Source organism: Acidovorax sp. GW823-FHT01C06 (assembly GCF_058798375.1).
Genome location: NZ_JBXAKN010000002.1, coordinates 72,670 through 91,601, shown reverse-complemented (window position 1 = coordinate 91,601; position 18,932 = coordinate 72,670). Strand labels below are relative to the sequence as shown.

17 protein-coding genes are annotated in these 18,932 nt (G+C 68.8%); 14 read left to right on the top strand and 3 right to left on the bottom strand.

The features are described 5' to 3' along the window. Positions 1-224 precede the first annotated feature (224 nt). Both bfr and AC1RCS_RS06005 read right to left on the bottom strand, forming a co-directional pair. Complete coding sequence (bfr, locus tag AC1RCS_RS06010) at positions 225-701, bottom strand: bacterioferritin (RefSeq protein ID WP_218295408.1); 477 nt, start codon at positions 699-701, stop codon at positions 225-227. A 267-nt stretch (positions 702-968) separates the two neighbouring features. Continuing rightward, complete coding sequence (locus AC1RCS_RS06005; protein WP_492244045.1) at positions 969-1,772, bottom strand: FTR1 family protein; 804 nt, start codon at positions 1,770-1,772, stop codon at positions 969-971. 345 nt (positions 1,773-2,117) lie between these two features. Between AC1RCS_RS06005 and ahpC the strand changes: the two genes are divergently transcribed. The 14 genes from ahpC (at position 2,118) to AC1RCS_RS05935 (ending at position 18,522) form a co-directional block, all read left to right on the top strand. Next, on the top strand, positions 2,118-2,693 hold the full coding sequence (gene ahpC, locus AC1RCS_RS06000; protein ID WP_218340229.1) for an alkyl hydroperoxide reductase subunit C: 576 nt from the start codon (positions 2,118-2,120) through the stop codon (positions 2,691-2,693). A gap of 176 nt (positions 2,694-2,869) precedes the next feature. Beyond that, positions 2,870-4,486, top strand: coding sequence for an alkyl hydroperoxide reductase subunit F (gene ahpF, locus AC1RCS_RS05995; protein ID WP_492244044.1), 1,617 nt, complete (start codon positions 2,870-2,872; stop codon positions 4,484-4,486). 359 nt (positions 4,487-4,845) lie between these two features. Further along, positions 4,846-7,056, top strand: coding sequence for a TonB-dependent hemoglobin/transferrin/lactoferrin family receptor (locus AC1RCS_RS05990; RefSeq protein ID WP_492244248.1), 2,211 nt, complete (start codon positions 4,846-4,848; stop codon positions 7,054-7,056). 47 nt (positions 7,057-7,103) lie between these two features. Continuing rightward, positions 7,104-7,460: a hypothetical protein gene (locus AC1RCS_RS05985; protein ID WP_218295404.1), complete on the top strand. Its 357-nt coding sequence runs from the start codon at positions 7,104-7,106 to the stop codon at positions 7,458-7,460. Continuing rightward, the gene (locus AC1RCS_RS05980; protein WP_492244043.1) at positions 7,457-8,590 is read left to right on the top strand and encodes a hemin-degrading factor; all 1,134 of its coding nucleotides are present in this window, start codon (positions 7,457-7,459) and stop codon (positions 8,588-8,590) included. The genes AC1RCS_RS05985 and AC1RCS_RS05980 overlap by 4 nt, the downstream gene beginning before the upstream one ends. Beyond that, on the top strand, positions 8,580-9,464 hold the full coding sequence (locus tag AC1RCS_RS05975) for a heme/hemin ABC transporter substrate-binding protein (protein ID WP_218340231.1): 885 nt from the start codon (positions 8,580-8,582) through the stop codon (positions 9,462-9,464). Before AC1RCS_RS05980 ends, AC1RCS_RS05975 begins: the two co-directional genes overlap by 11 nt. Continuing rightward, positions 9,461-10,543: a FecCD family ABC transporter permease gene (locus AC1RCS_RS05970; protein WP_369642888.1), complete on the top strand. Its 1,083-nt coding sequence runs from the start codon at positions 9,461-9,463 to the stop codon at positions 10,541-10,543. The genes AC1RCS_RS05975 and AC1RCS_RS05970 overlap by 4 nt, the downstream gene beginning before the upstream one ends. Next, positions 10,540-11,352 carry a heme ABC transporter ATP-binding protein gene (locus AC1RCS_RS05965; protein WP_369642887.1) on the top strand — a complete coding sequence of 271 codons (813 nt, stop codon included), beginning with the start codon at positions 10,540-10,542 and terminating at the stop codon, positions 11,350-11,352. The genes AC1RCS_RS05970 and AC1RCS_RS05965 overlap by 4 nt, the downstream gene beginning before the upstream one ends. A 115-nt stretch (positions 11,353-11,467) precedes the next feature. Next, positions 11,468-11,845, top strand: coding sequence for a hypothetical protein (locus tag AC1RCS_RS05960; RefSeq protein WP_369642886.1), 378 nt, complete (start codon positions 11,468-11,470; stop codon positions 11,843-11,845). A gap of 144 nt (positions 11,846-11,989) precedes the next feature. Next, positions 11,990-13,246 (top strand): TolC family protein, encoded by a 1,257-nt coding sequence (locus AC1RCS_RS05955; protein WP_369642885.1) that lies wholly within the window; start codon positions 11,990-11,992, stop codon positions 13,244-13,246. Positions 13,247-13,283: 37 nt separating this feature from the next. Then, entirely contained in the window at positions 13,284-13,841 is a 558-nt protein-coding gene (locus AC1RCS_RS05950; protein ID WP_369642884.1) for a hypothetical protein, read from the top strand. Continuing rightward, on the top strand, positions 13,838-14,959 hold the full coding sequence (locus tag AC1RCS_RS05945) for an efflux RND transporter periplasmic adaptor subunit (RefSeq protein WP_369642883.1): 1,122 nt from the start codon (positions 13,838-13,840) through the stop codon (positions 14,957-14,959). The genes AC1RCS_RS05950 and AC1RCS_RS05945 overlap by 4 nt, the downstream gene beginning before the upstream one ends. Positions 14,960-14,972: 13 nt before the next feature. Next, positions 14,973-18,092, top strand: coding sequence for an efflux RND transporter permease subunit (locus AC1RCS_RS05940; RefSeq protein WP_492244042.1), 3,120 nt, complete (start codon positions 14,973-14,975; stop codon positions 18,090-18,092). Between the two features lie 40 nt (positions 18,093-18,132). Then, positions 18,133-18,522, top strand: coding sequence for a hypothetical protein (locus tag AC1RCS_RS05935; RefSeq protein WP_492244041.1), 390 nt, complete (start codon positions 18,133-18,135; stop codon positions 18,520-18,522). An 80-nt stretch (positions 18,523-18,602) separates the two neighbouring features. Here the strand turns inward: AC1RCS_RS05935 and AC1RCS_RS05930 are convergent, their stop codons facing one another. Then, positions 18,603-18,824, bottom strand: a complete 222-nt coding sequence (locus AC1RCS_RS05930) for a hypothetical protein (RefSeq protein ID WP_369642881.1) — start codon at positions 18,822-18,824, stop codon at positions 18,603-18,605. Positions 18,825-18,932 lie beyond the last annotated feature (108 nt).

Genomic DNA, 18,932 nt, shown 5'->3' with positions numbered 1-18,932 from the left:
GAAGGGCGGGCGCCGGTCGTAAGAACGCATTCTACTTTTGTTGAGAAGCATTCGCATTCATTGCGGCACAACTTTGGCGGCTTTGATGTGCAGTTGCAACATCCTGTGACTGCAGGGCGATGCGGCCCTGCCTTCGCGCGGACACAAAAAAACGGGCCAGGGCCCGTTTTTCTGATTTCTTCGTTGGTGGTTTTTTTCGTGGAGCGCTCTGGTGAACTCTTGCTTCAGTCTGCGTCGCCCATCTGCGACTGCAGGTAGTTCTGCAGGCCGACCTTGTCAATCAGGTCGATCTGGGTTTCGATGAAGTCGATGTGCTCTTCCGTGTCATCCAGGATCTTTTGCAGGAGGTCGCGCGAGACGTAGTCACGCACGCTTTCGCAATGGGCCATGCCTTCCTTGATGGTGGCCTGGGCGCCTTGTTCGGAGCGCAGGTCGCAGGCCAGGATCTCTGGCACGTCTTCACCGACCTGGAGCTTGGCGAGGTCCTGCAGGTTGGGCAGGCCGTCGAGCATGAAGATGCGGTCCATCAGCCAGTCGGCATGCTTCATCTCGCCGATGGATTCGGAGTACTCCTTCTTGGCCAGCTTGTCGAAGCCCCAGTGCTTGAGCATGCGGTAGTGCAGGAAGTACTGGTTGATGGCCGTGAGCTCGTTCTTGAGCTGGGCCTGCAGATGGCCAATGACCTGTGCGTCACCTTTCATGGGGACTCCTTATTGTGTTGATTCCGCCCGATTGTCGTGACCTGCGTCAGCAGGCGCAAGGCAATCCCCTGCGGGGGCGCACGGGGTGCGTGTGATGCTGAGTTGTGTTCGCATTCCCGCGCGGGTGGGCCGTGCGCCGAGCGCGGCCGGGGCGGGCTTCGTGCGCGGCGCCATGCCGCTTCCCGCCAAAAAAAGAGGCCCTGGGTGTGATGACCCAGGGCCCGGTGCATCGGCGGGCCGCGTGTGGCGGCCTGGCCTGCCAGCGGTCTACAGCGCCTTGGCGGACGGGCGCGCTGGCGTGGCCGTGGGTTGCCCGGCACGCTGCTGGTCGCGCCAGTGCGCAATGCCCAGCCACAGCGTGGGGACCAGCACCAGGGCCAGCGAGATCGCCTGGGCCACCGTGCCTTCGGCCAGATCCTCGGTGGCGGCATGCCACCAGGCGTTGTCGATGCCCGGAATCAGCGCGCCTTCGGTGAATTCATGGAAGGCATAGACCACGAGCTGGACCGCGAACACCGCCATGAACCACGAGGTCACGCGGAAGAAGCGGCCCAGGTTCACCGCACGGCCGTAGCGCGTCCAGGCCCATGCAATGGCGATGGCCAGGGCCAGGCCGGCGATGCCGCCCCAGGCCATGTAGCCCAGCTCGGCGCTGCGGGCCAGCGCGGCCAGCATCGTGGCGGTCTCCACGCCTTCGCGGCCCACCATGAACAGCGAGAACAGAAACACGGCCAGGGCGGCGCGCGGGCCCTCCAGCACGCTGGCGCGGTCGATGCGCTGGGCGATCTCCTGTCCCATGCCTTTGCCGGCGCTGCGCATGTGCACCACGCACCAGGCGACGGCGGCCGCGGCCACCAGGGCCATCACCCCCTCGGCCGCGGGTGACAGCGCGCCCACCTGCGACAGCACCCAGCCCAGCACCAGCGACAGCAGCACCGCCACCACGACACCGGCGCGCAGTGGCAGCAGCAGCGCCAGGCGCCCGGTCTTGCGCAGATACAAGGTGGCGATGGCCACGACAAGCAGGGCTTCAAGCCCCTCGCGGAAACAGATCAAGAGGGTCTGGAACATGGCGGATTCGGTTCTTTGCTATGAGTTTATGAGCTGCTTGCGCTTTTCCATCCAGCGCGCGGGGGCCGGTGGGGCCACGCCCCACGTGAGCCGTGCGGAGATGGATGTGCCTTGCGCCCCTGGAGCAGATCATAAATTCAACTGAGAATGAGTTGTATTTGAATATTTGACAAGGCGCAATGGTTGGGCATGTTCCCCTGTGGACCGGGGGTGGAGGATCTTCCGGTTTCAGTCTCGATGTATAGTTATTGGCAATTGATTTGATCTAATCAATTAATTGGATTGATGGTCTGGAAAGGCCTAGACTTCAGTCCTGTTCACTCAACCACCAACAAGGAAACAGCAATGTCCCTGATCAATACGCAAGTTCAGCCGTTCAAGACCACCGCTTTCGTCAACCGCAATGGCAAGGGTGAATTCATCGACCTGACCGAAGCCGACCTGAAGGGCAAGTGGTCCGTGCTGATCTTCATGCCCGCAGCCTTCACCTTCAACTGCCCGACCGAAATCGAAGACGCCGCCGAGCACTACGCAGAGTTCCAGAAGGCTGGCACCGAGGTCTACATCGTCACGACCGACACGCACTTCTCGCACAAGGTGTGGCACGAAACCTCGCCCGCCGTGGGCAAGGCCAAGTTCCCCCTGGTCGGCGACCCTACGCACCAGCTGACCAACGCGTTTGGCGTGCACATCCCTGAAGAAGGCCTGGCACTGCGCGGCACGTTCGTGGTCAACCCCGACGGCATCATCAAGACGTCCGAAATCCACTCCAACGAGATCGCCCGCGACGTGAAGGAAACCGTGCGCAAGCTCAAGGCTGCCCAGTACACCGCCGCCCACCCCGGTGAAGTCTGCCCCGCCAAGTGGAACGACGGCGCCAAGACCCTGGCTCCTTCGCTGGACCTGGTCGGCAAGATCTGAGCGGACACTGATTCGGCAGAGCGCTGCGGGCGCTCCCCAGCCGGACAGCGCCATGGCGCACGCGCGCCATGCCGTCCGGCTTTTTTACGCCTTTTTCACCTACCTTTGCGGTGCCGGGCTTGCCACAAGCAGCCCCAGCCCCCACCCTGCAAGTCACAACTCGAAAGGACACCACCATGCTCGACGAACAACTCAAGACCCAGCTTTCCGCCTACCTGGAGCGCGTGACGCAGCCGTTCGAACTGGTGGCTTCCCTGGACGACAGCGAAACCGCCCGCGAGATGCGCGAGCTGCTGACGACCATCCAATCCCTGCGCAGCGACAAGATCACGCTGCGCACCGACGGCAACGACGCGCGCAAGCCCTCGTTCAGCCTGCAGCGCGTGGGCAGCACGAATTCGCTGCGTTTTGCCGGCCTGCCCCTGGGCCACGAATTCACCTCGCTGGTGCTGGCCCTGCTGTGGACCGGCGGCCACCCGCCCAAGGTCGAGCCCGAGGTGATCGAGCAGATCGCCGCGCTCGACGGTGACTTCAACTTCGAGGTCTACATGAGCCTGACCTGCCACAACTGCCCGGACGTGGTGCAGGCGCTGTCGCTCATGGCCATCGTCAACCCCAAGATCAAGACCACCGTGATCGAAGGCGGCGCCTTCCAGCAGGAAGTGGCCGACCGCGAGATCATGGCCGTGCCCATGGTGTTCATGAACGGCCAGGTGTTCGCCTCGGGCCGCATGTCGGTCGAGGAGATCGTGGCCAAGCTCGACACCGGCGCCGCCGCCCGTGACGCGGCCAAGCTGTTGGCCAAGGCACCGTACGACGTGCTCATCGTCGGCGGCGGCCCCGCCGGCGCCGCGGCCGCCGTGTACGCCGCCCGCAAGGGCATCCGCACCGGCGTGGCGGCCGAGCGCTTCGGCGGCCAGGTCAACGACACGCTGGCCATCGAGAACTACATCTCCGTGCTGGAAACCGACGGACCCAAGTTCGCCGCTGCCCTGGAAGCCCACACCCGTGCCTACGACGTGGACATCATGAACCTGCAGCGCGCCGACCAGCTGATCCCCGCGGCCCAGCCCGGCGGCCTGATCGGTGTGAAGCTGGCCAACGGCGCCACCTTGCAATCGAAGACGGTGATCCTGTCCACCGGCGCGCGCTGGCGCAATGTCAACGTGCCCGGCGAAGCCGAGTACAAGAACAAGGGCGTGGCCTACTGCCCGCACTGCGACGGCCCGCTGTTCAAGGGCAAGCGCGTGTCGGTCATCGGCGGCGGCAACTCGGGAGTCGAGGCCGCCATCGACCTGGCCGGCATCGTGGCCCATGTCACGCTGGTGGAGTTCGCCGACCAGCTCAAGGCGGACGCCGTGCTGGTCAACAAGCTCAAGAGCCTGCACAACGTGACCATCCACACCAACGCGCAGACCACCGAGATCACCGGTGCCGACGGCAAGGTCAACGGCCTCAAGTACAAGGACCGCGCCACGGGCGTGGAGCACCTGGTGCAGCTCGAAGGCGTGTTCGTGCAGATCGGCCTGGTGCCCAACACCGAATGGCTCAAGGGCACGGTGGAGCTGTCCAGGTTCGGCGAGATCATCGTCGACTCGCACGGCCGCACCAACCTGCCCGGCGTGTTCGCGGCGGGGGACTGCACCACGGTGCCGTTCAAGCAGATCGTGATCGCTGCGGGCGATGGGTCGAAGGCCGCGCTGAGCGCGTTCGACCACCTGATCCGCATGCCGGTGGTGGCGGCCGCGCCTGCGGGTGCCCCGGCTGCGGAAACAGTGGCGGAAACCGTTTGATGTTTGATTGAAAATGGCCTGCAGCGCTTGATGGTAAAGCGCTGGCAGCTATTAATAGATGAGCGACCGGCTGTGTTGTGCGGCCGGTCGCTTTTTTTGTGGGCCCGCCGTGTCTTGGGGAGCGGCTGGCGCCGTGTGGTTGTAAATCTGGTTACGTATTGAGAATTATTCTCATATAATTCACCCCATCAGCCAGCCACAACGGCCCTTTCTGCTGCCCGCAGAAGCCAGGACCGTCTGCATGGAGCCAGCTCTGTATTCGTTGTCGTTTCAGAGAAGGACTCCCCTCCGTGGCGCAGGCATTCCGTACCCCTCCGTTTTCTTCCCGGCGCGCACAGGCGCACCCCTCCGATCAATGGCTGCAAGGCCGTCTGCGGCCGCTCACGTGGCTGGTGGCCTGTGCATGTGCCGCCATCGGCAGCGCGCATGCGCAAGATGTGGCCCAGCTGGTGGCTGCGGGTCCGGTGCTCAAGGAGGTTGTCATCAGCGGCTCGCGCAGCGAGCAGGACCGCGACGAGCTGCCCATGAGCATCGACGTGATCAACGCGCAGGCCATCGAAGAAGGCCAGGTGCGCGACATCCGCGATGTGGCGCGCGAGCTGCCCAACGTGTCGGTCACGCGCTCGCCGGCGCGCTTCACGCTGGCCAGCGGCTCCACGGGGCGCGAGCAGAACGCGGGCTTCAACATCCGCGGCCTGGACGGCAACCGCGTGCTGATGATGGTGGACGGGATCCGCCTGCCGCGCAGCTACGTCTTCAGCGCCAACGCCTTCGGGCGCGACTACCTGGACATCGGCCTGCTGCAGCGCATCGAGGTCGTGCGTGGGGCCACGTCGGCGCTGTACGGGTCGGACGGCATGGCGGGCCTGGTCAATTTCATCACTGCAGATCCTTCGGCATTCCTGGAGGGCGACAAGCGCATTGGCGGCCGGGTGAGCCTGGGCTACGACGGTGACGACCACGGCAAGCGCGTGGGCGCCACGGTGGCGGGCAAGGCGGGCGACACGGTGCAGTGGCTGCTGGGCGGCAACGTCACGCGCGCCAGCGACCTCGACAACATGGGTACCAACAGCGCGGCCAATGCCGACCGCACCCGTCCCAACCCGCAAAAGGACCAGAGCGGCGCGCTGCTGGGCAAGGTCGTCCTCACGCCGGGCGGCGGCCAGCGCCATGTGTTCACGCTGGAGCATGTGGACAAGACCTCCGACTACGAGCTGCTGACCGCGCGCTCCAAGCCGCCGCTGGCGGCCACGTCGGTGCTGGGCTCCACGTCGTTCACCGACATGCAGCGCAGCCGTGCGACGTGGGAGGGCTCTTGGCGTTTGAACTCGGCGTTGGCCGACGACGTGAAGGCAACGCTGAGTTTTCAGGACTCGCATTCGCGCGAGTACGTCACCGAAGACCGCAACACCGCTGCGGACCGCGTGCGCGACGTGACCTACGACGAGCGCACCTGGCAGGCCAACCTGCAGGGCAGCAAGGTGCTGCGGTCGGGCGCTGGCGGCCTGGTGCATAAGATCACCTACGGTTTTGACTACACGTCCGCCAGGGTCGAGAACCTGCAGACCGGCGTGACCCCGCCCGTGGGCGAGACCTTCCCGCTCAAGCGCTTTCCGGACACCACCGAGACAAGCGCGGCCCTGTATGTGCAGGACGAGTTCGTGACCGGCCCCTGGAGCATCACGCCGGGCGTGCGCTTCGACAGCTTCCGCATCAAGGCCGACCAGGCGGGCTTTGGCGCGCAGGCCGTGTCCCTGTCGGGCAATGCCACCTCGCCCAAGTTCGGCGTGCTGTACCGCGCCAGCGAGCAGTGGAGCGTGTTCGGCAACTACGCGGCGGGCTTCCGTGCGCCCAACGCGGGCCAGGTCAACGCCTTCTTCGAGAACCCGGTCAGCAATTACAAGACCGTGCCCAACGCCAACCTGCGCCCCGAAAAGAGTCAGAACTTCGAGCTGGGCGTGCGCGGCCGTTTGGAGAGCCTTTCCATCGAGGCCGCCGCCTTCACCGGCCGCTACAAGGACTTCATCGAGGACCTGCGCCAGGTGGGTGGCACCGGTGCGCCGGGCAACCCGCTGGTGTTCCAGTCGGTCAACATCGGCCGCGTCAAGCTCAATGGCTTCGAGGTCAAGGGCGACATGCGCTGGGGCCGGTGGGCCGGCGGGCAATGGACATCGCCGTTCAGCTACGGCCAGACGCGCGGGCGCGATACCGCCACCGGCAGGCCGGTGAACACGGTGGACCCATCGCGCCTGTCTGCCGGCCTGCGCTACGACACCGGCCACTGGATGGCGCGCCTGGATGCCACCCACAGCACGGCCAAGAAGGCCAGCGACGTGACCGTGGCGACGGGCAGCACGCAATACCTCACACCGTCGTACACGGTGCTCGACCTGTCGGGCCAATGGCGCATCCGCAAGGACCTGCGCCTGAACCTCGGCATCTACAACCTGACCGACAGGAAGCACTGGCGCTGGGCCGACGTGCGCGGCCTGGCCGCCAACGCCAACTTCATCGACGCCTACAGCCAGCCCGGCCGCTCCGTGCGGGTGTCGCTGGTGGCGGACTTCTGAGCACCCACGTGAACACGTTCCAAGGCCACCCATCAAGGAGAACACCCATGAGCCACGTTCCCGACCCTTCCAATGCCTCCGATGCCAGCGCCCACTGCGACGAGGAGTACAGCCTGCCGTGCGCCGAGGCGCTGCTGGCCGGCACGCTCGCCCTGATGACGGGCTACGTGCAGGCCTGCTGCGACACCCACCGCGACGCCATGGGCCGCAAGATATCGGCCAACCTGCAGATGCTGGCCGACGCCGACGGCTTCACCGCCCACTTCCGCACGGTGGTCTGGAGCCTGCAAGGCCGTTGGGAACAGCAGTGCAAGGCGCGCCAGGACACCGCCGCCAGCGCCGCACTGGTGGCCGCAGAGCAGCGCCGCGTGCTGTGGCACACCGCGCCGGAGGCCGTGCAATGAGCCGCGCCGTGACGAACACCCCGGGCACTCCAGCCTCCGCGCCCCTGGCCGCACCCGACATTCGCGCGCAGTTCGCCACCGCACGTGCTGCCGGCAAGCGCGCCAAGGATGCGGCCGAGAGCCTGGGGCTCTCGGAAGGCGCTGCGGTGGCGGCCCACGCGGGCGAGCATGGCCACCCGCTCAAGGCCGTGCCGCTGCAGGGTTCGTGGCTGGAGATGCTGCAGGCGCTCGAGGCCTGCGGCCCCTTGATGGCCCTCACGCGCAATGAAGGCGTGGTGCATGAGAAGACCGGCATTTACACCAACGTGTCGGCCACAGGCCCGGTGGGCATCGCGCTGGGCGAAGACATCGATCTGCGCCTGTTCTTCGCGCAGTGGCATGCTGGCTTTGCCGTGACCGAGCTGGCCAACGACCCCGCCAGGCCGCCATCGCGCAGCCTGCAGTTCTACAACGCGCAGGGCCGCGCCGTGCACAAGATCTTCACGCGCGAGGCCACCGACCTGGCGGCGTTCGATGCGGTGGTGAACCGCTTCGCGCAGCCCAGCGCGGGCTATGTGTTCGGCAAGGCGCCCGCGCCGGAAGCGGTGCGGCCCGATGCCGACATCGACGCCGACGGCCTGCGCGAGGCCTGGGGTGCCATGCAGGACACACACGAGTTCTTCGGCCTGACCAGGAAATTCGGCGTGGAGCGTCAGCAGAGCTTTCGCCTGGTCGAAGGCCAGTTCGCGTGGCGCGCCGAACCGCAAGCGGTATCGCGCCTGCTGGACGAGGCCGCGGTGGACGGACTGCCCATCATGGTGTTCGTGGGCAGCGGCGGCTGCATCCAGATCCACACCGGGCCGGTGCGCAACATAAAGCCGCTCGACACACCGCACGCCCAGTGGATCAACGTGCTGGACGCAGGCTTCAACCTGCACCTGCGTACCGACATGGTGGCCAGCGTGTGGGTGGTGGAAAAGCCGACGGCCGATGGCGTCGTCACCTCCGTCGAGGCGTTCGACCATGCGGGCGAGCTGATGGCCATGTTCTTCGGTGCGCGCAAGCCCGGCAAGCCCGAGCTGCAGGGCTGGCGCGACCTGGTGGCGCGGCTGCCGCAGGCGCAGCAAGATGAGGTGGTCCATGCTGCGTGATGGCCTGACCGACACGGCGCGCAGGCAGCTGCTGCGCGGCATGGCAGCGCTGCCGCTGCTGTCTGTGGTGGGCGCGGAGCGCGCAGTCGCGGCCAGCCCGGCGCGCATCGTCTCGCTGGGCGGTGCGTTGACCGAGGTGGTCTACCTGCTGGGCGCGCAAGGCCAGCTGGTGGGCACCGACACCACCAGCCTGTTCCCCGAGGCCGCGCTCAAGACCGCCAAGGTCGGCTACATGCGCCAGCTCTCGGCCGAGGGGCTGCTGTCCCTCAAGCCCGACGCCGTGGTGGGCACCACCGAGGCCGGCCCGCCCGTGGTGCTGGACCAGGTGCGCAGCGCCGGGGTGCGGGTGGAGCTGGTCAAGGCCGACCACACCTGGGACGAAGTGCAGCGCAAGGTGGCCACCGTGGGCCGCGTGGCCGGCCGCGAGCGCGAGGCCACGGCCCTGCAGGCGGACCTGGATGCGCAGTGGGCGGCGGTGCACAAGCTGGTGGCCGCGTCCGCGCGCCGCCCGCGCGCGATCTTCATCCTGTCGCACGGCGGCAGCCCCATGGTGGCGGGCACCGGCACGGCGGCCGATGCGCTGATCCGCTTTGCGGGCGGCACCAACGCCATCACGCAGTTCGCGGGCTACCGGCCGCTCACGGCCGAGGCCATGGCCAGCGCCGCGCCCGAGGTGCTGCTCAACAGCACGCAGGGCATCGAGGCGCTGGGCGGCGAGGCCGCGTTCTGGCAGCGGCCGGAACTGGCGCTCACGCCCGCTTTCCGCCACAAGGCCCTGGTGACGATGGAGGCCAGCCAGCTGCTGGGCTTTGGTCCGCGCCTGCCCGGGGCCGTGCGCGAGGTGCACACCCGCATGCAGGCGATCACGGCGTGAGCGGCCTGTCCGTGGCGCAGCCGGGTGCGCGCTGGACCGCGGGGCGCCTGTCGCCCCGCACCGCGCTGACCGTGGGCTCGGCACTGGTGGTGCTGGCCTTGGCCTGGGCCAGCACCCAGGGCGCGTACGCCATCGCGCCCGCCCAGCTGTGGCAGGTGCTGCTGCAGGCCGTGGGGCTGGCGCCTTCTGCCGAACAGGCACCGGAATACCTGGTGTTCATCAACATCCGGCTGCCACGCCTGTTGATGGGCGTGGCGGCCGGGGCGGGCCTGGGGCTGGCGGGTGCGCTGATGCAGGGGCTGTTTCGCAACCCGCTGGCCGACCCCGGCCTGATCGGCGTGAGCAGCGGCGCCGCGCTGGCTGCTGCGCTCACCATCGTGCTCGGCATGCACTGGCTGCCCGACATGCCGCGCACGCTCGGCAGTTGGTCGCTGGTGACCATGGCCTTTGGCGGTGGCCTGGTGGTCACGGCGCTGATCTATGGGCTGGCGCAAGCCGATGGCGCCACGCGCATGGGGCTGATGCTGCTGGCGGGCGTGGCGGTCAATGCGCTGGCGCTGGCGGGGCTGGGCTACCTCAACTTCATCTCCACCGACGAGCAACTGCGCAACATCCAGATGTGGCTGCTGGGCAGCCTGGGCGGCGCGCGCTGGAGCGCCGTGGCGCTGGTGGGATCCATCGTGGCGGTGGCCTGCGGCCTGGGCCTGGCGCTGGCGCGCCCGCTCAATGCGATTGCGCTGGGCGAGGCGCAGGCCGCGCTGCTGGGCGTGCCGGTGGAGCGCACCAAGCGCCTGGCGGTGCTGGTGACGGCGCTCGCCGTGGGGGCCGTCACGGCGGCCACCGGCATCATCGGCTTCATCGGCCTGGTGGCGCCGCACTGGGTGCGCCTGGTGGCCGGGCCGGATCACCGCGTGGTGCTGCCGGGATCGGCCCTGCTGGGCGCCGCGCTGGTGCTGGCGGCCGACGTGGTGGCGCGCACCATCGTCAAGCCGGCCGAGTTGCCGCTGGGCGTGCTCACCGCCTTCATCGGTGTGCCCTTGTTCCTGGCCATGCTGCGCCAATTCAGGAGCAAGGTATGAGAGCAGGCCCGCTCCATCCCGGCGATCCGCTGGTGTGCGATCAATTGGCGGTGGGCCTGCCCGGCCTGCCGCTGCTGGCGACCGTGCATGCGCGCCTGGCGCCTGGCCGCTTCACCGCCATCCTGGGGCCGAATGGCGCGGGCAAATCCACGCTGCTGTCCATGCTGTCGGGCCAGCGCGCGCCGCGCTCGGGCTCGGTCAGCCTGAGGGGCCGGGCGCTCACTGCGGTTGGTGCCTTGGAGCTGGCGCGCCTGCGCGCCGTGCTGCCGCAAGAGACGGCGGTGGCCTTCGACTTCACGGTGCAGGAGGTGGTGGAGATGGGCCGCTTTCCGCACCGCCAGTCGCCCAGCCGGAACGAGGCGTGCATCGCCCGCGATGCCATGGAGGCCACCGGCGTGGTCCACCTGGCGGCGCGCGGCGTGAACACCTTGTCGGGCGGCGAGCGGGCCCGCGCCCACCTGGCCCGGGCGCTGGCGCAGATCTGGGAGCCCCGGCCCGATGGCGCCACGCGCTGGCTGCTGCTCGACGAGCCCACCGCCGCGCTCGACCTGGCGCACCAGCACCAGGCCATGGCCCTGGTGCGCCGCTGGGCGGTGGAGCAGGGCATCGGCGTGGTGGCGGTGCTGCACGACCTGAACCTGGCGCTGCGCTATGCGCACGACGTGGTGCTGATGGGGGCCGGGCGCTGCGACGTGGGGTCCGTGGGGCAAACGCTGGACGCGGCGGCGATCGCGCGCGTGTGGGGTGTGGAGTGTTCCGAAGTGCGCGCCAGCGACGGCACGCCGCAGTTTCTCGTGGCGGCCGGATGAAGCCGACATGACGATTTGGTCATCTGCTCCCGTCTTCCCCTTGGTCGCATGGGGATATGCACGGTTGCGCATGCTGCACCGCGCCATCTTGTCACTAGAATGCGCGCACACCACCATGCGCCGCCTGCTCCTCGTCTTTTTGCTGCTGTTCATGCCGCTCCAGTCCATCTGGGCGGCTGCATCGCCGTATTGCGGGCACGAGGCAGCGCCGCAGGCATCGCACTTTGGCCACCATGTGCACGAGCACCGGGCCGATGTGCCGGCCGAGCCATCCCAGGCCAGCGAAACTCAGGACCACAAGGCCCTGGCCACCACCGGCACGGCCGACATGGACTGCCATGCCTGCCACGGCGTGGGCAGCGGCATGGCGCTGAGCGCGGGTGCCCAGGCCATCGTGGTCTCGGTCGCCCGCCCTGTTTCCCTGGTGGCACCTGCCTGGGTGCATCCACCCCTCTCACGCCCCGAACGTCCCAACTGGTCCGTCCTCGCCTGAGCGGCGAGGCGGGGCACCGGGTAGCCCCTTCCTGACGATTCCACGCAGCTCTCGCGAGCGGCGGCGGCGCGTGCTTGTGCGCCGGACATCGTCGTGCCTTGCCGATTTCAACCCCGTGGCCCCCGGCCATTGCAGAGGAATCGGATGCAACGAACGAGAAGAACGAACCACACACCACGGCTGTGCATGGCGGCCGTGGCCCTGGGGTGGGCGCTGGCCGGCAGTGCTGCGCTGGCCCAGACGCCGGCGCCACCGCTCACGCTCAAGGCCTTGTTCGACAGGGCCTGGGAGCGCCAGCCCGAGGCGCAGTCGGCCGCGCTGCGGCGCGAATCGGCACAGGCCGCGCGCAGCGGTGCATCGTCCTGGACGGCCGAACCCGCCGCGCTGGAGCTGCAGGCCAAGACCGACCGCCCCGGCAGCAACCAGGGCAACCGCGAAGTGGAGATGGGCGTGGCCCTGCCGCTGTGGCTGCCCGGCGAGCGCGCCCGCAAGGCCGCGCTGGGCGATGCCGAGATCAAGGCCGTGGAAAGCCGCCGCCTGGCCGCGCAGCTGCAATTGGCCGCCGCCGTGCGCGAGGCCTGGTGGACCCTGCAGCGCGCGCAGGCAGAACTGGGCCTGGCGCAGGACCGGCTGCACAACGCGCAGCGCCTGGCGGCCGACGTGGCGCGGCGCTTTCAGGCCGGAGACATGTCGCGTGCCGACCAGGCCCAGGCCGATGGTGCCGTGGCCCAGGCCGAAGCCGCGGTGGCCGAGGCCACGGGCGCACGCGATGTGGCCCAGGCAGCCCTGGTGGCATGGGGCGGCAACGGGGTGCTGGCCGACGGTGCCGAGCCCGAGGCCGAAGCGCTGCCAGCAGCCGGCCTGCCCACCGACCACCCGGCGGTGGCGGACTGGAACGACCAGGCCGCAGTGGCGCGCCGCGCCGCCGACCTGGCCGCCGTGCAGACCCGTGCCAACCCCGAGCTGACCGTGGCCGCCACGCGCGGGCGCGAGCAGGCCGGCGAGCGCTACCTCCAAAGCTTCACGGTCGGCGTGCGCGTGCCCCTGGGCGGTGGCGACCGGGCGCGCGCCAAGGAGACAGCGGCCCGTGCCGACGCGCTGGACGCCGAGGTGCGCGCCCGCGCCGAGCAGGACCGCCTGGCCGCCGACCTGGCCGCGGCCACGGCCCGCGTGAAAGCCACGCAAGCCCAGCGCGACGCCATGGCCCGCCATGCGGCACTGGCCCGCGATACGCGCGGTTTCGTCGACAAGGCCTTCCGCCTGGGCGAAGCCGACTGGCCCACGCGCCTGCGCGTGGAGCTGGAAGCCGTGCAGGCCGAGCGCCAGCTGGCGCGTGCCCGCATCGATGCGGCGGCCGCCGTCTCCACCTTGCGCCAGGCCCTGGGCCTGTTGCCGCAGTGAGCGCCCTATCCATCCCGACACCCTGTTTGTGATCACCATGCAACTCCTTTCTCTTCCTTCCGCGCTGGCCCTGGCCTTGGTGCTGGGCCTGGCGCCGTCGTGGGCACTGGCTGGCGATGGCCATGACCATGGCGAAGCCCCCGCCGCCGCAGCCGGCCCTGCGATACCGCGCTTTGCCGCCACCTCCGACCTGTTCGAGCTGGTGGGCGTGCTCGACGGGCAAAAACTGGCGCTCTACCTGGACCATGCGGGCGACAACAGCCCGGTCAAGGAGGCCCAGCTGGAGATCGACATCGCCGGCACGCGCGTGCCCGTGACCCGCGTGGCCGACGGCGAGTTCCAGGCCGCGCTGACCGCACCGCTGGCCGAGGGCGTGAGCCCCGTCACCGCCACCGTCGTCGCCGGCAACGATACCGACCTGCTGGCCGGCGAGATCGACGTGCACGCCGCGGCCCAGGCCCACGCCGAGCCCACGGGCCGGCGCAACGCGCTGGTCGCCGGTGCCGTGGCCGCCGTGCTGGCAGCCCTGGCCCTGGCGTGGGGCCTGCGGCGTGGCCGCGCCGCGCGCGCCCAGCGCCTGGGAGGTGCAGCATGAAGCGCCTGACCTCTCTCCATTCCGTCGTGGCCCTGGCGATGGCCGCTGCGCTGTGCGCCCCGCTGGTGGCGCGTGCCGGTGAAGGCCATGACCATGGCGACGCGCCCGCGGCGGCCGACGGCAACGGCCCCAAACGCCAGCCCGATGGCAGCGTCTTCCTGCCCAAGCCTGCGCAGCGCCAACTCGGCGTGCGCACCCTGGTGGCCGCCGAGGGCCGGCACCCCAAGGCCTTCGAGCTGGCCGGCACGGTGGTCATGGACCCCAACGCTGGCGGCAAGGTGCAGGCCGCGCTGGCCGGCCGGCTGGAGGCCGGGCCCAAGGGCCTGCCCGGCGTGGGCCAGGCGGTGCGCAAGGGCGAGGTGCTGGCCTACGTGGTGCCCACGGCGGGCGCCATCGAGCGCTCCAACCAACTGGCCCAGCAGGCCGAGCTGCGTGCTGCACGCGACCTGGCGGCACGCCGCGTGGCGCGTTTGAAGGACCTGTCGGACACCGTGCCGCGCAAGGACATCGAGGCGGCCGAGAGCGAGCTGCAAAGCGTCACCCAGCGCCTGGGCGCGGTGGGGGCGGGCCTTTCGACCCGCGATGCGCTGGTGGCGCCCGTCTCGGGTGTCATCGCCTCGGCCAATGCCGTGGCAGGGCAGGTGGTGGATGCGCGCGAGCTGGTGTTCGAGGTGGTGGACCCCACGCGCCTGCGCGTCGAAGCCCTGGCTTACGACACGGCGCAGGCCCACAGCGTGGCCGGCGCCGCGCTGGCCGTGGGCGGGCAGCGCGTGCCGCTGCGTTTTCTGGGCGCGGCGCGCAGCCTGCGCGACCAGGCGCTGCCGCTGCAGTTTGCCGGCGACTCGGCCGTGCTCGGTACCTTGGCCCTGGGCCAGCCCGTGCGCGTATTCGTGCAATCCACCGAGCAGGCCGTTGGCGTGCAGGTGCCCGTGGCTTCGCTGCTGCGCAATCCCGCGAACCAGACCATCGTCTGGGTCAAGGAGTCGCCCGAGCGTTTCGTGCCGCGCGTCGTCACCTACGTGCCCCTCGACGGCACCTCGGTGGCCGTGACCTCGGGCCTCAAGGCCGGTGACCGCGTGGCCACGCAGGGCGCCACGCTGATCAACCAGGTCCGTTGAAGGAAACCACGCAATGTTCAAGTGGCTACTCGAAAGCAGCCTGGCCAACCGGCTGCTGGTGCTCATCGCGGCGGGCGTGCTGATGGCCTATGGCGCCTTCACGCTGTCGCGCACGCCGGTGGACGTGTTCCCCGATCTCAACAAGCCCACCGTCACGCTGATGACCGAGGCCGGCGGCATGGCCGCCGAGGAGGTGGAGCAGCTCATCACCTTCCCGCTGGAGACGACCATGAACGGCCTGCCCGGCGTGGAGAGCGTGCGCTCCACCTCCAGCGCGGGCCTGTCCTTCATCTACGTCACCTTCGACTGGAGCACGGACATCTTCCGCGCGCGGCAGATGGTGTCCGAGCGCCTGTCGTCCATGGAGGAGGGGTTGCCCGCGGGCGTCACGCCGCGCATGGGGCCCATCAGCTCCATCATGGGCGAGATCATGCAGGTGGCGATCCCCATCGACGTGCAGCGCACCACGCCCATGGCCGTGCGCGAGTACGCCGACTGGGTGCTGCGTCCGCGCCTGCTGGCGATTGCCGGCGTGGCGCAGGTGATCCCCATCGGCGGCGAGGTGCGCCAGTTCCAGGTGCAGCCCAACACGGCGCGCATGGCGGAGCTGGGCATCACGCACGACCAGCTCACGGGGGCGCTCAAGGGCTTCTCCAGCAACACTTCGGGTGGCTTTTTGGAGCTTAACGGGCGCGAGTACCTGATCCGCCACCTGGGCCGCACCTCGCGCCTGGAGGATCTGCAGAACCTGGCGCTCACCGCAAGGAACGGCCAGCCCGTGCTGCTGCGCCAGGTGGCCGAGGTCACATTTGCTGCGGCCCTGAAGCGCGGCGATGCGGGCTTCGAGGGCAAGCCGGCCGTGATCCTCGGCATCCAGAAGCAGCCCACGGCCGACACCATCGCGCTCACGCGCAGCATCGAGTCGGCGCTGGGTGATTTGAAGAAGTCGTTGCCCGCAGGCATGGAGGCGCCGCGCGTCACCTTCCGCCAGGCGAGCTTCATCGAGGCCTCGGTCACCACCCTGCAGGGCAAGCTCATGGGCGCCTCGGTGTTCGTGGCGGTGATTTTGTTCGTGTTCCTGGGCACGCTCAGGCCCACGGTGATCGCGCTCACGGCCATCCCGGTGTCGATCTTCATCACGGCGCTGGTGTTCAAGTACTTCGGCCTGTCGATCAATACCATGACGCTGGGCGGCCTAGCCATTGCCATCGGTGGCCTGGTGGACGATGCGGTGGTGGACGTGGAGAACGTGCTGCGGCGCCTGAAGATGGACCGCTCGAAGCACCCGAACCACCGGCTGCACCCGCTGGAGGTGGTCAAGCTCGCGTCGATGGAGGTGCGCTCGGGCATCCTCTACGCCACGGCCATCATCGTGCTGGTGTTCCTGCCGCTGTTTGCGCTGCCGGGCATCGAGGGGCGTTTGTTCGTGCCGCTGGGCATCGCGTTCATCGTCTCCACCGTGGCTTCGCTGCTGGTGTCGGTCACCGTCACGCCGGTGCTGGCCTTCTACCTGCTGCCGCGCATGAAGAACCTCGACCATGGCGACACGCGCGTGGTGGCCTGGCTCAAGGCGCGCTACCGCCGTGGGCTCACCCGGGTGCTGGCACGTCCGCGCATGGCCATGGCGGTGAGCGGGGTGGCGGTGGTCCTGTCGGTGGCGGCGGTGCCGTTCTTTCCGACGACCTTCTTGCCGCCGTTCAACGAGGGCACGCTGCTCATCGGCATGCGCCTGAACCCGGGCGTGACGCTGGCCGAGTCCACCGCCCTGGCCAGCCAGGCCGAGGTGCTGGTGCGCCAGGTGCCCGAGGTCACGCACGTGGGTCGGCGCAGTGGCCGGGCCGAGCTGGACGAGCATGCCGAGGGCGTGCACGTGAGCGAGCTCGATGTGGGTCTGCTGCCAGCGTCCGAGCTCACACGCAGCATGGCCGAGGTGCAGGCCGACATCCGCAGCCGGCTGGCGCAGATGCCGGCGGCCATCGCCATCGGCCAGCCGATCTCGCACCGCATCGACCACATGCTCTCGGGCGTGCGTTCGCAGATCGCGATCAAGCTCTTCGGCGAGGACCTGGATACCCTGCGCGGCCAGGCCGATGCGCTGCGCGCGCGCCTGGCCAGCATCGACGGCCTGGCCGACCTGGAGGTGGAAAAGCAGGTGCTGGCGCCGCAGATCACCGTGCGCGTGGACCACGCCGCCGCCGCGCAGTACGGCGTGCCGGCCGCGCAGGTGCTGGCCACGCTGCAGGGCCTGGTGGAGGGCGAAAAGGTCACGCAGATCGTGGAAGGCAGCCGGCGCTTTGCGCTGGTGGTGCGCCTGCCCGAGAGTGCGCGCTCGCTCGATGGCCTGGCGCAGATCATGATCGAGACTCCGCGCGGGCGCGTGCCGCTGTCGCGCCTGGCGAGCATCGAGGACGGCGACGGCCCCAACCAGATCAGTCGCGACGATGGCAAGCGGCGCATCGTGCTCTCGGCCAATGCGCAGGGCAGGGCACTGTCCGACGTGGTGGCCGACATCCGCAAGGTGGTGGGTGATACGCGCCTGCCGGACGGCTACTTCATCACCCTGGGCGGCCAGTTCCAGGCGCAGGAAGAGGCCAGCCGCCTGGTGGGCATGCTGGCCGTGGTCTCGCTGGTGCTGATGTTCGTGGTGCTGTACACACGCTACCGCTCGGCCACGCTGTCGGCGCTGATCATGGCCAACATCCCGCTGGCGCTGGTGGGGGCCGTGCTGGGGCTGTGGATCTCGGGCCAGCCGCTGTCGGTGGCGGCGCTGATCGGCTTCATCACGCTGGCGGGCATCTCGGTGCGCAACGGCATCCTCAAGGTCAGCCACTACCTGAACCTGATGCGCGTGGAAGGCGAGAACTTCGACACCGCGATGATCGTGCGCGGCTCGCTGGAGCGACTCTCTCCCGTGCTCATGACCGCCCTGGTCACGGCCTTCGCGCTGGCGCCGCTGCTGCTGGAGGCCGAGCGCCCCGGCACCGAGATATTGCACCCGGTGGCGGTGGTGATCTTCTCGGGCCTGATCAGCTCGACCCTGCTCGACACCTTCCTCACCCCGGCCCTGTTCTGGCTGTTCGGCCGCCGCGACGCCGAGCGTCTTCTGGACGACAAGAACGCCGAGGCGTTCTGACCCTGTTCCCTGTTCCCATCCTCCCTTTGAAAGGATCACCATGACAACGAAACATCTTCTCGCCACCCTGGCCCTCGCATTCTGTGGCACTGCCTTTGCGGCAGGCGACCACGCCCACGGGCACGAACACAAGCCGCTGCATGGCGGCATCGTCGTGGAAGCCAATGACATGGACTACGAACTCGTGGCCAAGCCCGACCTCCTCACGCTGCACCTGCGCGACCACGGCAAGCCCGCCCGGACCGAAGGCGTGAACGCCAAGCTCACGCTGCTGAACGGTACGGAAAAATCCGAGGCGGTGCTGGTGCCAGCGGGAGAAGGCCGGCTGGAAGCCAAGGGCACGTTCAAGGTGGCCGCGGGCACCAAGGTGGTGGCGCTGGTGGCGCTGCCGGGCAAGAAGCCGGCGAATGTGCGGTTCGCGGTGAAGTAGGCGCGCGCTCATTCAGCGTGCTGCAGGCTGGCGGCATGACCCCGCCAGCTGCTGCGCGTGGATTCGCCCTCAGGGCCGGCCTACTTCCACTGACGTCCATCGCCGGTAGCGCACCCGTAGGGTGGCACGACCCGGGCAAAGCGTTCCTGCAGTTGCGCGCAGCCCTGGCGGTTCAGGGGCGCTGGCGCCCTGGAGTTCAGTTCGAGCCCCACTTCGTCGTAGGGCGAAGTGGCCTTGTGCACGTAGTCGTACCAACGTTTGCCGACGAACAGCACCACCATTGCGGCGGCTGCAAAAGACACCAGGGCACCAGGGCAACGTGAAGGATGCGGGTTTTTTTAACGAGGCTCCGGGGGCGCGATGCCGCACAAAGCGATCCACGCGCAGGGGAGCGGTCGAGGTTAGTGCTC

Excerpts from the sequence above, each read along its gene's own strand:
- AC1RCS_RS05940 (WP_492244042.1), top strand. The coding sequence starts at position 14,973 with ATGTTCAAGTGGCTACTCGAAAGCAGCCTGGCCAACCGGCTGCTGGTG.
- bfr (WP_218295408.1), bottom strand. The coding sequence starts at position 701 with ATGAAAGGTGACGCACAGGTCATTGGCCATCTGCAGGCCCAGCTCAAG.
- ahpF (WP_492244044.1), top strand. The coding sequence starts at position 2,870 with ATGCTCGACGAACAACTCAAGACCCAGCTTTCCGCCTACCTGGAGCGC.
- AC1RCS_RS05935 (WP_492244041.1), top strand. The coding sequence starts at position 18,133 with ATGACAACGAAACATCTTCTCGCCACCCTGGCCCTCGCATTCTGTGGC.
- AC1RCS_RS05955 (WP_369642885.1), top strand. The coding sequence starts at position 11,990 with ATGCAACGAACGAGAAGAACGAACCACACACCACGGCTGTGCATGGCG.
- AC1RCS_RS05980 (WP_492244043.1), top strand. The coding sequence starts at position 7,457 with ATGAGCCGCGCCGTGACGAACACCCCGGGCACTCCAGCCTCCGCGCCC.
- AC1RCS_RS05950 (WP_369642884.1), top strand. The coding sequence starts at position 13,284 with ATGCAACTCCTTTCTCTTCCTTCCGCGCTGGCCCTGGCCTTGGTGCTG.
- ahpC (WP_218340229.1), top strand. The coding sequence starts at position 2,118 with ATGTCCCTGATCAATACGCAAGTTCAGCCGTTCAAGACCACCGCTTTC.
- AC1RCS_RS06005 (WP_492244045.1), bottom strand. The coding sequence starts at position 1,772 with ATGTTCCAGACCCTCTTGATCTGTTTCCGCGAGGGGCTTGAAGCCCTG.
- AC1RCS_RS05945 (WP_369642883.1), top strand. The coding sequence starts at position 13,838 with ATGAAGCGCCTGACCTCTCTCCATTCCGTCGTGGCCCTGGCGATGGCC.
- AC1RCS_RS05975 (WP_218340231.1), top strand. The coding sequence starts at position 8,580 with ATGCTGCGTGATGGCCTGACCGACACGGCGCGCAGGCAGCTGCTGCGC.
- AC1RCS_RS05965 (WP_369642887.1), top strand. The coding sequence starts at position 10,540 with ATGAGAGCAGGCCCGCTCCATCCCGGCGATCCGCTGGTGTGCGATCAA.
- AC1RCS_RS05985 (WP_218295404.1), top strand. The coding sequence starts at position 7,104 with ATGAGCCACGTTCCCGACCCTTCCAATGCCTCCGATGCCAGCGCCCAC.
- AC1RCS_RS05960 (WP_369642886.1), top strand. The coding sequence starts at position 11,468 with ATGCGCCGCCTGCTCCTCGTCTTTTTGCTGCTGTTCATGCCGCTCCAG.